Here is a 14377-nt window from a genome sequence, read left to right as displayed (position 1 = left end):
TGATGAGTATCGTAGTGAATCTTCCCAAGACGAAGCGTGTAGGAAGGCAATTAAGTTTGTCGAAGAGACAGAGTGTGCCTTCAGCTGCTAAAGGAGTTTCTCCCAACCTGTGTTTGAGTAAAATGTATTACTTTATTGTTTCTCACGACGCTCTGTAACCGCATTTGTTTGGAATGCGCAACTTCGCTTACACAATAACCTTTATCATTTTTTTGTATCTAATACACATCCCAAAATATCGATCTTGGTCACAATTGTGTGTTTTAACAATTGCTTCAATATGTCTTGGTTATTAGTTTGCGCTCTCTTAACAATCAAGAGAATAACTCAATGAGACTTGTAAAGCTGATCAGTTGTATGTTTGGTGTACTTTTTCTTTCTGGATGTGTATCTCAGAAAGCAATGGACATACCAGTAAACTTTTGGGAAACAGGGGGAGAGAAAAATATCGCAATCGCATTTGTTCAGCCTCCAGAAATGAATGCGCATCGTATGGGCGGGCAAGGTTTACTTGATATGGCAATCAATGAGATCGTCACTGGTGGTGTTCAATCGCATATTCATACTTTATCCCATGACAAATTTGAGCTAAGTAAGTCGGCTATAGCGCAACAAATCGAACGGCGAGGCGGTAGCAGTGAAGTACTTCCAGAATATTACAAAGCCTCCGATGCCACTAAACTCCCAAAGGCTCAGCAAAAAGATGGTTTTTTTGGGTATGACTTGACTGAGCTACAAGAGCAATACTCTGCAAGCCATTTGCTTGTCATTCAGGTTTTAGCATCCGGTACCATTCGTGACTATTATGGTTTCATACCGCTGAGTCAACCTAGAGGCTATGTCTATGCTCAGGTAAAGCTGGTGGACTTATCGGACAACAAGATTGTTATGGATCACCAAATTAATGAACAGGTTGCTTTACCTGAAAATGTTGACTGGGATGATCCTGATAATGGGTATCCTGAAATCACAAAAGTTGTACACCTTGCTTTAGAACAAGCCGGAAAAAGACTAACTGAATACCTATAGTAAAAGGAAGCTAAGTGAGCTCATTTACATAGATGCAGTTTTAGTTTTCTAGAAGCTAACAAAGCAGAACACTCTATTTTCAGACTAACTTACTTTGTCAATTTTAGTGGTTATGGCTGATAAACTAAAAAGGCAGAACTCTCTGCCTTTTTTTATCCAGAATTTCCTTCCAATCACCTCTGAATATATTCCTCTAGAGCCTGATAGGAAGGTAGAGCAGTCATAGCGCCTTTCTGCGTAGTAGCAAGTGCGCCACAGCCATTAGCCCATTTTACCGCAGAATGAATGACCTCAAGCTGCTGCCAGTCATTATATTGAGACAACTTAGCGAGCAAGCCTCCGACAAAAGCATCGCCTGCACCTGTAGTATCAACGGGTGATACTGCTTGGCTGGCAATAAGCTGTTGTGTTTTTCCAAACAGGACTAACGCACCTTTCGCTCCCTGAGTGATTAAGACTAGTGTATTTTTAAACGGTTTTAGTGCTTTCACACCTTGTTCAAGGGTATCGCTGCCTGTCAAAAACAGCAGCTCATCATCCGAAAACTTGACGACATCAGCCAGCGCAATTGCTTCACGTACGATAGGTTTGAGCTCTTCTGGATTTGCCCACACCTCTTCTCTTAAGTTAGGGTCAAAACTTACATATCCACCTGCGGCTTTAATCTGACGCATCGCTTCCAGTGTGCTGCTGCGACTTGGCTCGTTCGCTAGTGCAATTGAGCATACGTGCAGCCACTGACCCTGGGTGAAGGTCGGTAGGTCACTGGTTTCAAGGAATTGGTCTGCACTAGGCTTTACCATAAAGGTAAAGCTTCGCTCGCCAGAATCATCAAGGTCAACAATAACGGTTGACGTGCGCTGTGCTTCGTCGAGTATCATCATCTGCGTATCGACTTGCTCTTGCTTGAGTGTCTGTTGCATAAAACGGCCGAGGGGATCTTGCCCGACACGACCAATAAAAGCAGCATCACCGCCCAATCTGGCGATGGCGACTGCCACATTAGCAGGCGCGCCACCTGGGCATTTCAAATAGCTGGACTCGCTATCTGGAATCAGGTCTACAACTGCATCTCCTGTTACCCAAACTCTGTTCTTCATCATTGCATCTCTTACTTAACTAAATTAAGCTGATTGTATAGCTAAAACGGTTTAGCGATCTAGGTTTGCAGAGATCATTTATCACGATAAAGATCAAATTGTGATCATTGTCAGAGTCTAAACATGAGAGCGCAGTGGCGTTGATTGAGCTAGCAGCAAGGCAGGCTGATAAAGACACCGAGTAGGAAAAGAGAATAATGGCAGGTAAAAAACTAAAGTTGGCAGACATCGCTGCATTGGCGGGTGTTTCCAAGTCAACAGTGAGTTTTGTGCTCAATGGACACGCAAAAAAGCACCGTATTCATGAAGACACGGTGGAGAAAGTACAGGCTATTGCTGAACAGTATCATTATAAGCCGAGTATCTACGCCAGAGCGCTCAAGTCTAAGCAGACCTATACCGTAGGCTTAGTCATTCCGGATCTTGCGAACATGGGTTTTGCGAACATTGCTAAACGGTTGGAAATACTGTTTCGGAGTAATGGTTATCAGCTACTTATCGCCTCGTCCGACGATGATCATGAGCAGGAACAACAGGCAGTAAAGAGCTTGATTGAACGGCAGGTGGATGTCCTGCTAGTGGCAACTTGCATGATGGATGACACCTTTTATCAACCTATCAGCCCAAGCACTCCAGTAATTTTCTTTGACCGTATATTAGAAGATAGCGATTTCATCAATATCAAAACCAATGCTGAAAAAGCGACAAAGGAAGTGGTGGCTCAATTAGCCTTAAGTGGTGAAGAGTGCGTGTATATCGGTGGTCAGCTTAACTTGTCTACGAGCCGAGATCGTTTTAAGGGCTATCAGCTCGGGCTTAAGGATGCAGGTGTGCGTTTTGATGATCGCTACGTGTATACCAAGGATTACCAACCTGAGTCAGGCTACGAGCTCATGGCACTGGCTGTAGAAGATCTAGGGCGTCTACCTAAAGCCGTGTATACCGCCTCGTATTCATTGTTGGAAGGGGTGTTGCGTTTTTTGACCGAAAAGAACTTGCTGGGTGAAGATATTCGCTTGGCGACCTTCGATAACTACGACATTCTGGATTGCTTACCTGTGAAAATTGACTCGGTTGAGCAGGACTGTGAGCTGATTGCTCAGACACTATTTGATTACGGACAAGCCATTCTAAAGCAGCCGGAGATGAAAACAGGAATTACGGTATTGCCCGCCAGAATTCATTATCGTCGAAATATTAGGCATAATATTTATATATAATAAATGTTACTTATCACTGTTTTTTATCAAGAAATCAGACATGAGAATTTTATTATTTATTTTTATTTGTTAATTGACATTTATAAAAATGTTTTATAAAAACCTGATTCATTTTCAGTACATTCAACATTTACAAGTTGTTCAAATAATGATTAATACATATAAAAAATATACATTTTTAGGTTGTCTAGGCTTATCGCTGTTTGGCTGTGGTGGCTCCGGTGGAGGGGGGAGTTCGGATACAAACACTGCAATTGAAGAAGCCGAGTATACCAATGATTTTGATGTAACATCGGTGACAAGCTGGTTTGAGGTTCAGGTATATATGAATAACAGCTGGCTGGATAGTATTGGTAAATCAACTTTAATTGCTACCTTCGATATTAACAACAGTGGATCATATGATGATGGTGATATTCGATTTTTAATAGGAAATGGGTCTGGTATAGGCAGTTATGGATCTTGGACATCTAGTGCTGATTTTTTCGTCGAATATACCAAATCAGGTACTACATATCGTGTTCGAGAAGACGATGGAATAATTATCGGTGGTGGTGCGACTAACATTTTTTCAAACGATTTAGGTGGGGTTCGAACTTATACCTTGACTAAGGATAATGTTGTTACTGAAAGAACACTAGGTTTTAGGCTTAACAAAGATTTAAGTGTAGCAAGTAACAGTAGTGAGTGGGCTGAGATGAAGCAACAAATTCAAGCAATCACCCCATCAACTCCCGTAAATGTAACGATAGATGATGCTGAAACATCGCCAAGTGTAGATTATGCTCCTGGCAACGGCATATTTAGTCAACAAACAAGTGGGAGTCTAGCCGATTCAGTAGATGACTATTCTGGAACACAAAATTGGGTAGATATTACGCAAGTTCAATTTTCTCACGGCTCAAGCTAATCGCAATTTAGTGTGATGTTCAAAGCAGATATCTAGAGCTTCAAATCTTGTATTTAAGTCTTTCGTTTTACTGTCATACCAACAAGCTGGCATTGCTTTCTGCAAGCCAGCTTTTTTAAGCGCTATGAGCTCGTGTTGGGAGATAGTTGCATAGTGAAGCAAACTATCGAGGATGCGCTTCAGGGAATGGGGTGTTAGCTTGCCATCACGCCAGTAACGTTTGATTTCTCCGGTGATCACTTCGTGCGGAACCAGCGGCTCAAGCTCAGCGTGCTTAATAATAGTGAGAGAGCGGGAACGAGGGCACTGCTGGCGGGCGAGTTCCCAATCTGGCTTGCCTTTTTTGGTGAGGTAATTTTCCCGGAAGCAAAAGTAGCTGAAATAGAATCGTTCGATGCTGTGCCAGCGTTCGGCTTTTACTTCCAGAAAAATATGTTCAAATTCAATATCGAGGTCTGTCATCGCTTCTCTCACTCATGGTCGAAGCGATACTACCGACTAACCTATGGCTACGGCAAGAGAATCTGTATGGCGTTGTTTCTTAATCGCTAGCAGAAGCTGAACAAGTAACAGCACACCTGTGACACCTAGACCAATACCAATACCGCCCCAGATGCCGCCTAAACCAAAGTCTGGCAGTAGCAGCCATGCAGCAGGCAGACCAAACAGCCAGTAGCCGACAGCCGTCACTACAGTCGGGCCAACAACGATCTTCATGCCGCGAAGCAGGTTAATCGCCAGTAGTTGCCATGCATCAACAATGAAAGAGAGCGCGACTACCCATAGAACGGCGACGAGCAGTGTTGAAAGCTCAGCGTCCAGATTGAAAATGGAGCCGATCAGCTCAGGCCATAACGTGAACACACCTGCTAGTACTACGCTGATCACTGTCGTCAGGCCAAAGCTACGCAGGGCTGTGCGCTTAATACCATCATAGTCTTCCGCACCGTAGTCCTGACCGACCAAAATTGCTGCGGCTTGCGAGAAACCAAAGTTGATGTTCCAGGTGAAGCTCAGGCATTGCAGCAAAATTTGGTGCAATGCGAGCGCGGCGATACTGATGGTGCCTGCCATCAAAGTGCCACCGTAAATCAGGCCGTGTTCAAGCAGCGCAGCCAGTGCAATAGGCAAGCCCATCGCCAGTAAAGGTTTAAGCAATGAAAGCGAGTATTCTTCTGTATTTTTCCATGGTGCGAACGGCATGTATTCAGGGCGTTTAAACACCCAGTAGCCGTAGCCCAGCATCACAATGAATGCTGCTAAAGCGGTACCCGCCCCAAGTCCAGCTAGACCTAGTTCTAGCTGGAAAGCTAGCAAATAGCTGATAGGTACGTTGAGCGCAACGGTCAGTAATGACATCACCATGATCGAGCGAACATTACCAAGCGCACTGGTTAAGCCGCGTAGTACTAGTAACATCAGAGACGGTAGCATGGCCCATTTTAATGCGCCTAGGTATTCCATAGCTGGGCCAGCGAGCTCTTGAGGCTGCTTCGCCAGTGCCAGTAGTTGCGGTGCATATGCAAAACACAAGGTTAAGATCGCAGACAGGATCACCGTCAGTAGTACAGCCCCTTTTACTGCTAAGCGGATTTGCTGATTGCCGTATTCCGGCCTCGCAATACGTTGACCATAAGCAATCGCAATTAAATTCGCCACACAACCCACGGTGCTGCTCGCCACAATAAAGACGAAACTGTAGATGGACGCACCCAATCCTCCAGCTGCTAGCGCAGACACACTGAGTCGCGACATCATCCAGACATCAGTCAGAACCAGTGCCATTGCGATGAGCTGCGAAATTATCAGTGGAAATGCCAGAGAGAGAATTTTTTTCATTGTTTGCCTCGTGATCGTTATCACAATAAGGTACGAGTTTACTGGCTGGCCTTCAAATGACATTTATGCCACTCTTACATGAGTTCAGATCATGCGAGTGAATTATGTCCCCTTATAACCGTCTCCCTTATTCACACAACGGATTGAAAGTCTTTGAATCTGTGGCGCGCCTTATGAGCTTTACCAAAGCGGCTGATGAGCTTAATGTTACCCAAAGTGCAGTCAGCCGTCAGATAAAACAACTTGAAGATGAGCTAAAAGCATCTCTAGTGATCCGAAAACATCGAGCGATTGAGTTAACAACGCAAGGGAAAGATCTCTATGAAGTGCTGCGCAAAAACTACGTTGCGCTAGACAGCTTGATTGCTCAGTGGGCGGTGCCGAATAAGAAGCGTATTGTGATCAAAAGTGCGCTCAGTTACGCCACGCGTATTCTGATGCCTAAGGTTGCGATGCTCAACGAGCGATACCCTGAGCACGAGATTGTTATCATCCCATCGATTGAAGAAGATCCACCTCTCGATTCTGAAGACTGCGACCTGCTGATCGTGAACACGAGAAAGCGTGAGCGATACCAGAATCGCTCAGATGTGACCTTTCTTCGTGATGAGTTTATGGCGCCGGTTTACGCTGAATCCCTCTCTAAGCAGCATATTCAGTTAAGTGACGTTCTGATGTTGCCACATCTGCATGCCACCCTTGATCATCAGGATTGGAAAAACTGGTTAAGCAACGCTGATCTGAAAGGGGCGAAAAAGGGCAGGGATACTGTGTTCTTCAGCTTGGATTTAGCGCTAAGTGCCTGCCTATCCGGCCAGGGAGTGACAGTGACGGATCTGCTGTTGGTATTACCTGAACTCAAGCGTGAGTTTCTCAAATGCCCTGAACAGCTTTCACTTCAACATAGCGATTGGCAGTACTACTGTTATCAACGTAATCATTCTCCCATGATCAGTGAAATCCTGAACTGGTTGGTCGAACAGACTCAAAATGAGCTGAACCAACTTAAAGTGCTGTGCGACAAATTTGGTTGGAGCCAGAATAATGTAGCTTTGGGGTAATGTAGCAGAGTGAGCGTGAGAAGGCCTCTGAGCTCTTTGAGTTAAGAACTGAAAAAGCTCAGAGTGGGTCTGATTTTAAATAAGCCTGTTAACCGCCACAGCAGCTGCAGTTACGTTTGTACTTGCTCATTTTACCGATACCCGGGTTAAAGGTATTAGTAGGATCCAATGAGTGGTAGAACTCCTGAAGCTGCTTTTCGGCTTCATAGAGGTGGCCTACGTTATGCTCTGCTGGGTATTTGGCGCCTTTCTGAGTTAAAAGCTCAAGCATTTTCTGTTTGATCTTCTTCGTATCCGCGCCTTTTCTGAAGATGTAATCCTGATGGAAAACATGACACATAAAGTGACCGTAGTAGAGACCCATAACCAAGTCTTTGGTGATCTCTTCTGGTAGCTGTTCTACCCAGTCAATGTCGTTTCGGCGCAGAGCAATATCCAACGCCAGAATGTCTTCGACTTCATTGGAGTGAATGGTTTCATAGCGAATCGCAGCACCCGCAGCCGCAAAGCGATGAAGCAGAGCTTTCTTGCCTTCATCAGCATCACAAACAAAGTACTCACACCCGTCCTGCTTAGACCAGACGTTCTCCAGATACTCTTTCGCTTCATCGATACCACCATCACTCATTTTTAGGATCAGATGGTGCTCGTACTTATCTCTGAATTCCAGCATGCGCTTAGGAAGGTGCTGTGGGAACAGCTTGGTGAGCCAGTAAAGCGTAATATCGGGCAAATCTTTTGACACAAACGGAATGCGTTTCAGGATCGACTCAACTTTTGCTTTTAGCGCAAAGAACTTAGGCAATTTGTCAGTGCCTAGGTGATGAATCGACAGGAAGACATCTTTACCGTAAGTTTCCGCCAGATTGAAAATGTCACGATGCATGTATTCGCCCATTTCTGGCAAATGTTTAAAGCCACTGAGCATGTCACGGCGTAGCATCGTCATCTTTGCTGGATCGCTACAGCCGATATAGAAAAGCTGCTCTTTTTCAGCTACAGGGTTAGTATCGACACGGACTGCAAACACTGCCAGCTTACCTGCACAGCCGCTGGCTTCAAACAGGCGTCTGGAATCAGCATTAAAACGGGAAGGGGTTTCTGCATCGACGTCACGGACGCGAGCCTCGTACTCTTTGTCTGATGCCATCGCGTCACTGTGGATAATCTTAGAAGGGTCAAAGTTACCTTGTTCAACATTGGTCAGAATCTCTTCTGGTGTTTCACCAAGTCCTTCGATGCCTAAATGATTCACCAACTCCAGTTTGCCTTCTTTGGTGACCTGGCCAAACAGCGCTAATTCCGTATACGCAGGGCCGCGTTTGACTAAAGCACCACCGGAGTTGTTGGCAATACCACCAACAACTGTTGCGCCAATTGAAGAAGAACCAATCACGGAATGAGGCGCACGGTTAACGGACTTAAGCTTCTTCTCAAGTTGGTGAAGACTCACACCCGGTAAACTGATGATCTGTTTGCCGTTTTCAATCAAATGCAGCGAGTTAATACGCATGATGTTGATCACCACAACTTCACGGTCGTAATCGTCACCACTTGGTGCAGACCCTTCAGTCAGACCGGTTTTGGCGGCCTGCATGATCACAATGCAGTTCGCTTCTACCGCGGCCTGAAGCAGGCGCCACTGTTCAACTAATGAACCGGGAAACAAAACGGCCAGTGCTTTGCCTTTACCCGAGCGGAAGCCTGAGCGGTAATATTCGGTTTTTTTGTTATCGGTTAATACATGGTCTTGGCCGACAATGTCGATGAATGTCTGAATTAGCGCTTGATTACTCATGGCGTCCCTTTGCTTCCTTTGTGACGTGCTTGTTATTTTCTGGTTTTGCATATTTTAAATTCGAAACTCAATTCGAACCAGAAGCAGAAATTCACACTTGTGTGTTTTCTTGGTCAATAAAACACGCTTTGGAAGCTGAATCACCAAATATCAATCACTTAAGTTAGGGTTATTCTTCGATTCTTGGAAGAAGTATCATTGTCTTTTTCCAAAAATGACATAATAAGTGAGGAGCTAGAGGCGTTGAATTGTAAAAAATAAGTGATCAAACCCTCACTTGGCCCAATGATTTGACGTTGGTAGGTATAAAGAAGAAATAAGCGGCAGTGAACCATCAATGCCACTTTTTATAGCAAATCGAGGACCCACTAGGGTAAAGACGACAATAGCATTTTTTTCATTGTTTTTCTTACCTCTGAACCTCCAATGATAGCAAGAAACAAAAGGCCGCCTGGTATCAATATTGCCATCAGTATCGGCCTTAATATGTAAGAGAAACAAAATAAGCTTGGGATAAATACTGTCCATCTGCATAGCAGAGTCATGACTTCTTTGAGGGATTCTTTCATTACGATTTCCAAAAAATAATTGAGCACGCTCAATTATCAAGTGAGCGCGCTCAATTTGTCAACTCGTTTGGGTATAGGTATGATCTCACAGCGATATTTGGGATGAAAAAAGCATGGGTAAGAGAGAAAAAACAAAAGAGCGGATTCTTAGCGCTGCATGGGAATTGTTTGAAACGCAGGGGTATCAGGAAACATCTACTCGCCAGATAGCAAGGCAAGCAGGCGTTGCTGATGGTACAGTCTTTAGTCATTTTGAAAACAAGTTAGCGATCTTACGTGAAGGGATGCTCAATCAGCTTACTCTACTTGCTGAACAAGGGCAGTCCAGGCCAGTTAATGGCATGTTGGAAGCGGGGATGCAGTTTGCGGCAACCTATTATGGTTATTATTTTTCCAATATAAACCTAAGTCGAGCTCTGCTTAAAGAGGTGATTTGGGATATGGACTATTACCAGTCTTACAATGATGCAGTGTTCGCATACTCAAACTTATCTGCCAATCCAGCAGAGAAAATACCCCTATTTTTAGACTGCTATTTTATGACTTTGATTACTCACCTGAGTAAACCAGAGCCAAGTATAGAAGCTGCCTTGAAAGAGCTAGAGTGTAAATATCGCTCTATATTAAATAACACAGCGTCAGAGGACATGTAGGCTGCTGCGAACCGAAGACAATATAATGACAAAGTCATACAAAAAGAATATACAACATGTTGAGTTTTTGTGTTATTTTCCGCTCCTGTTTCGTGTCTATGATTAATAATCAGTTATGAAAAAAGCGCTTTTATTATTGCCATTATTACTGTCTTCAACGGCATTTGCAGGGAATCACCAAATTGGATTTGGGATTGGAGGAGGTGGTACGGACGGTCCTAACGATTGGAGTGACTCAGGTTTTGCGGGCAAGATTGATTACGCGTATCAATTCCACCCGAACTTTGCTGCGGAGTTTGGTTACGCTGCGGTTGAGGGAATGACCAGTAACATCGTTACTACCGTGTTGGGGACAACCAAGCAAGAAGTGACATACTCCACGGGGTTTGCAGGTTTGAAAGCGGGTGTGTCTCCTATCTCTTTCCTTAACCTCTATGCGGTTGGAGGCGTGAATTATTCCGATGTTGAGAAAACTTATACGCCTTCCGGCGGGACGGAAAGAACGGATTCTCACACCGGATTGCACCCATACTATGGAGTGGGTACTGAGCTGATATTTTTTAGTACCCTTGGTCTAAACCTAGAGTATAGGAAGTTTGTGTTGGCTGATGATTTTGAGTCCGATGTCGTCTTTGCTGGTATGAATATTAAGTTCTGATTTTAGTGCAAGTTTATAGAGATAATGAACGGCAGTAGCATGAAAATGCAACTCCCGTTTTTGGTCACCTAGCCAGTCTTGTTATGTGGACGTAACCTAGCAATCAATCGACTGGCTTCATGGCGGTTTACCATGAGTCGGTTGACGAGTTTTTGCAACAGTTCGAGCTCTGGTATTTCTCCTTGCCTCGCCATATCTTCTGCCTGTTTTGTCAGGACTAATACCTCACCCATAGAGAATTCAAGTGCGATACCTTTAATGGCATGAAGAATGGCATGAAGTTCTGTTGGTGTGGCATTGGAGTGAGTATCGATGAGTGAATCTGTTTTGGTATCCAGTTCAAATATCAAGGATTCAAGTAGCTCGATTTTTTCTATATCTTGCAGTTCAAGCTGGTTGAATAAAGGGCTTTGAGAGACTTCTTCTTCCGTAAGTGGCAGTTTGTCAACTGAGGTACGAACCAGCGTCGACACTTTATGGCTGGTATCTTGTGGAAGATGCTTCAGGGCGTCCGCCACTTCACGATGCGAGATAAAGTCTTGCAAAAATTGATGGATAGCGTTTTGCAAGCTGCTTTTTTGCAATGGTTTCGTCAGGACAAAGTTTGCCCCACGACGAATAAACTCGTCGTGGGCTTCCTTAAATACATCGGCGGTACAGGCAAAAATGACGGTGTTGAGTTTGAGTTTGGTGCGTATATGTTCAATCGCATCAAGGCCGTTCATATTTGGCATGTGGTTGTCCATGATGATCAAATCATAGTGGGAGTGTTTAAGGCGGCTAATCGCTTCTAACCCATCATTGGCATGATCGACGAGTAACCCCATAGATTCACAGAATTTTTTCGCTACCATTGCATTCACTCGGTTATCTTCAACCAGCAGGATGGTGAAGTTGTCTAACCGGATATCGTTACTGGGAGCGGGCGCTTCTTCCTCGTTGATTTCAAGCTCTTTGACCTCAAAAGGGATAACTAAGCTGAACTGAGTACCTACGTTGACTTGACTGGAGACCGAGACTTCTCCTCCCATCATTTCCACCAACCGCTTCACAATTGAAAGGCCTAAACCTGTGCCACCAAACTGGCGTGTTGTTGAAAGCTCAGCTTGCTCGAACGGAGTGAAAATGGCGTCGAGTTTATCATCTTCAATACCAATGCCGCTGTCTGTAACTCGAATACAAACATTGGCAGGCGTCTCGTTATCGAGTGAGAATTCGATTTCAACTTTACCAGTATGAGTGAACTTTATTGCGTTGCCGACCAAGTTAAAGAGTATTTGCCGAGTTCGAGAGAGGTCGCCGTGAAGTTCGATATTAGGTGGAATCTGATTACGAATGACAAACTGCAAACCTTTATTTATTGCTTGAGAACCTAAGGTTTTCTCAAGGCTAAGAATCAGCTCGCCAATAGAGAATGGATGGATTTCCAACTCAAGTTTGCCTTGCTCAACTTTTGAGAAGTCCAAAATATCATTAAGAATAGTCAGCAGGTGCTGCCCCGAGTCGATGAGTATTTGAGCCTGCTTCTTTGTCTCAAGTTCTTGAGATTCGTCTTTGATGATCTGAGCAATACCTAAAACCCCGTTCATTGGCGTACGCAATTCATGGCTCATCGTCGCAAGAAAAATCGATTTGGCTTCATTGGCTTTTTCGGCATTCTCGGTGGCCACTTGATAAGCGAGGTTATTACGGTTGAGTTCAGCAATACGTGCGATAAACCCAAGAGTAGCTAGTGCTGAAAACAGTAAGGCAATACCGATTAAAACTTGTGATATCGTGTTTCTAAGCTGCGTTGAAGTGGTTGTTAACCCAAACTCTGTCTGTTCAAGAAATTTGATACTGTCGTGTGACAAGAGTTTTGAGAGTAAGTTTTCTCTTTGGGTGTTGAGTTGGATAAAGGTTCGGGTAAAACGTGCGACCTCTTCATCGGCAGCGATGACGTTTTCATCCAATAAATAGGTGAGAAGCTGATCTAGTGGTTGGTTGTTGGTATCGAACTCACCTTCATTAGCTAACTTATTTTTTAACGAATGTAATACAAACTCCCTAGCCACAATTAAACCTATGGTTTGATCGAGCATTTTTATCAGGCTGGTGGCTGAAGTGTGGAAATCATTGAGAAGAGCTTCCGTCGGTAAGTGTTTAAACCAAGTAGAATGTAGAGCGGTGGCTTGGTGTTGTTGATGAAATTGCTGCAGTTCTCGTTCTAGGTTAACCAGTTGGTTTGTGACTTGGTAGGGCTCAGAGATACCTTGGATGGAGGCACTGATGATTTCATCTCTCAACTCGATGACTTCATGGCCCATAATTCGTACTCGTTTATCATATTGAGCCAGCTTATTGAGTTCGACATAGGCCAGATAAACATATGTGCACGACCCAATAAAGATAAGGGTTGCAAACGCAAAAAGGAGTTTGATTTTATTCATTTTCAAACTCCTGCAAAATACTTGGCCTGTCGCCAGTTAAGGCATGGAGAAAATCTTCTATGTGGTGAACAGTCTGGTCATCGAATGTTTTACCCAATTGACTTTTACCCATAATTTTTATCGCTTCTGATAAGTGCTGTGTTTTACCATCGTGAAAATAGGGTGGAGTCAGAGCGACATTTCTCAGGCTGGCCACACGGAAGAGATAGAGGTCATTTGAGTCTTTAGTGCTATTGAAACGCCCTTTGTCTGCAATACGGCCTTTGCCGATGGTGTCTTGTCCAAAATAGCCAAAGCGCATGACCATGCCGCCACCTACATTTTGCCCTTGGTGACAACGTATGCAACCTTCAGTTTGAAAGGCTTCCCAGCCGAGTTTCGCGTCTGCGCTTAGTGCACTCTCATTGCCTTTCAAGTACTGGTCAAAGGCGGAATTTGGTGTGTTCAAAGCTCGTATGAATTCAACCAGAACCGTCTTGATACTGTGTTCGTTGATTTCCAAATCCGCTTTTGTGAAATATTGTTGGTAAACCGGAGATTGTCTGACATATGCGATAATATCAGGCCAGTTTGAATCCATTTCAACGACATCATGTATAGGGCCATCAAGCTGATCATGCAAGCTGTTGACTCGTCCATCCCAGAAAAATCGATAGTTAAACCTGGAGTTGAATACAGTTAAAGAGTTGCGGGTACCTTGCCCGTTCACGCCTGTCGAAACTGCTGTCAGTTCTGCGCCATTGGTTCGCAAATTGTGACAGGACTCGCAGCTGACTTTCTTGTTGGAAGAGAGATTGGCATCGCGAAACAGCACCCAGCCAATTTTGGCTTTCTCCCGATTGAATTCGACATCTTGGGGGATTGGAGTAATCAAACCATAGTCTACCGCCTCTTCTTTAGGTTCATCAGCATCATGGCTGTCTGGCTGAGAAGAGTGAGTATGAGCTTCACCGAGATCAGAGTGAGTTGAGTAGGAACGCACATTTCCCAGCAGTAGTAAACCGATTGCTGCTGAGACAAATAAGCCTAACCATAGTAATGTCCGTTTTTTCATTTTATGTTCCGCTGTACTAGATCTAAGCTTCGTCCTGTAAGCCTTACTCAAAGTCTA

General features: G+C 44.2%; 13 protein-coding genes. 6 read left to right on the top strand and 7 right to left on the bottom strand.

Annotation, left to right across the window (positions count from 1 at the left end):
* The first annotated feature begins 330 nt into the window (after positions 1-330).
* Positions 331-1029: a cytidine deaminase gene (locus L1D15_RS13370; RefSeq protein WP_239876090.1), complete on the top strand. Its 699-nt coding sequence runs from the start codon at positions 331-333 to the stop codon at positions 1027-1029.
* Positions 1030-1202: 173 nt separating this feature from the next.
* Here L1D15_RS13370 and L1D15_RS13365 read toward each other — a convergent pair whose 3' ends face one another.
* The gene (locus L1D15_RS13365) at positions 1203-2132 is read right to left on the bottom strand and encodes an aminoimidazole riboside kinase (protein ID WP_239876089.1); all 930 of its coding nucleotides are present in this window, start codon (positions 2130-2132) and stop codon (positions 1203-1205) included.
* Between the two features lie 194 nt (positions 2133-2326).
* Between L1D15_RS13365 and L1D15_RS13360 the strand changes: the two genes are divergently transcribed.
* Both L1D15_RS13360 and L1D15_RS13355 read left to right on the top strand, forming a co-directional pair.
* Complete coding sequence (locus L1D15_RS13360; RefSeq protein WP_239876088.1) at positions 2327-3349, top strand: LacI family DNA-binding transcriptional regulator; 1023 nt, start codon at positions 2327-2329, stop codon at positions 3347-3349.
* Between the two features lie 88 nt (positions 3350-3437).
* A complete protein-coding gene (locus L1D15_RS13355; protein ID WP_239876087.1) occupies positions 3438-4259 on the top strand; it encodes a hypothetical protein in 822 nt (273 codons plus the stop codon).
* Here the strand turns inward: L1D15_RS13355 and L1D15_RS13350 are convergent.
* Both L1D15_RS13350 and L1D15_RS13345 read right to left on the bottom strand, forming a co-directional pair.
* Entirely contained in the window at positions 4251-4721 is a 471-nt protein-coding gene (locus tag L1D15_RS13350) for a hypothetical protein (protein WP_239876086.1), read from the bottom strand. The two genes, L1D15_RS13355 and L1D15_RS13350, sit on opposite strands and share 9 nt — an antisense overlap.
* 36 nt (positions 4722-4757) lie before the next feature.
* Positions 4758-6098, bottom strand: a complete 1341-nt coding sequence (locus L1D15_RS13345) for an MATE family efflux transporter (RefSeq protein ID WP_239876085.1) — start codon at positions 6096-6098, stop codon at positions 4758-4760.
* 104 nt (positions 6099-6202) lie between these two features.
* Between L1D15_RS13345 and L1D15_RS13340 the strand changes: the two genes are divergently transcribed.
* Positions 6203-7159 (top strand): LysR family transcriptional regulator, encoded by a 957-nt coding sequence (locus tag L1D15_RS13340; RefSeq protein WP_239876084.1) that lies wholly within the window; start codon positions 6203-6205, stop codon positions 7157-7159.
* Between the two features lie 88 nt (positions 7160-7247).
* Here L1D15_RS13340 and dld read toward each other — a convergent pair whose 3' ends face one another.
* The gene (gene dld, locus L1D15_RS13335; protein WP_043008502.1) at positions 7248-8957 is read right to left on the bottom strand and encodes a D-lactate dehydrogenase; all 1710 of its coding nucleotides are present in this window, start codon (positions 8955-8957) and stop codon (positions 7248-7250) included.
* A 368-nt stretch (positions 8958-9325) separates the two neighbouring features.
* Entirely contained in the window at positions 9326-9526 is a 201-nt protein-coding gene (locus L1D15_RS13330) for a hypothetical protein (protein ID WP_239876083.1), read from the bottom strand.
* Positions 9527-9639: 113 nt separating this feature from the next.
* Here L1D15_RS13330 and L1D15_RS13325 point away from each other — a divergent pair, with 113 nt between their 5' ends.
* Together L1D15_RS13325 and L1D15_RS13320 are read left to right on the top strand one after the other, a co-directional pair.
* The gene (locus L1D15_RS13325; protein ID WP_239876082.1) at positions 9640-10179 is read left to right on the top strand and encodes a TetR/AcrR family transcriptional regulator; all 540 of its coding nucleotides are present in this window, start codon (positions 9640-9642) and stop codon (positions 10177-10179) included.
* A 115-nt stretch (positions 10180-10294) separates the two neighbouring features.
* Positions 10295-10837: an outer membrane beta-barrel protein gene (locus L1D15_RS13320; protein ID WP_239865954.1), complete on the top strand. Its 543-nt coding sequence runs from the start codon at positions 10295-10297 to the stop codon at positions 10835-10837.
* Between the two features lie 68 nt (positions 10838-10905).
* Here the strand turns inward: L1D15_RS13320 and L1D15_RS13315 are convergent, their stop codons facing one another.
* Positions 10906-13266, bottom strand: coding sequence for an ATP-binding protein (locus L1D15_RS13315; protein ID WP_239876081.1), 2361 nt, complete (start codon positions 13264-13266; stop codon positions 10906-10908).
* A complete protein-coding gene (locus tag L1D15_RS13310; RefSeq protein WP_239876080.1) occupies positions 13259-14320 on the bottom strand; it encodes a cytochrome c peroxidase in 1062 nt (353 codons plus the stop codon). The genes L1D15_RS13315 and L1D15_RS13310 overlap by 8 nt, the downstream gene beginning before the upstream one ends.
* Positions 14321-14377 lie beyond the last annotated feature (57 nt).

Origin of the sequence: Vibrio sp. Isolate25, from assembly GCF_022398025.1 — a bacterium.
In the GTDB taxonomy this organism is placed as follows: Bacteria; Pseudomonadota; Gammaproteobacteria; order Enterobacterales; family Vibrionaceae; genus Vibrio; species Vibrio coralliilyticus_A.
Note: the sequence above shows the minus strand (reverse complement) of the source record. Positions and strands in the feature narration are given on the sequence as shown.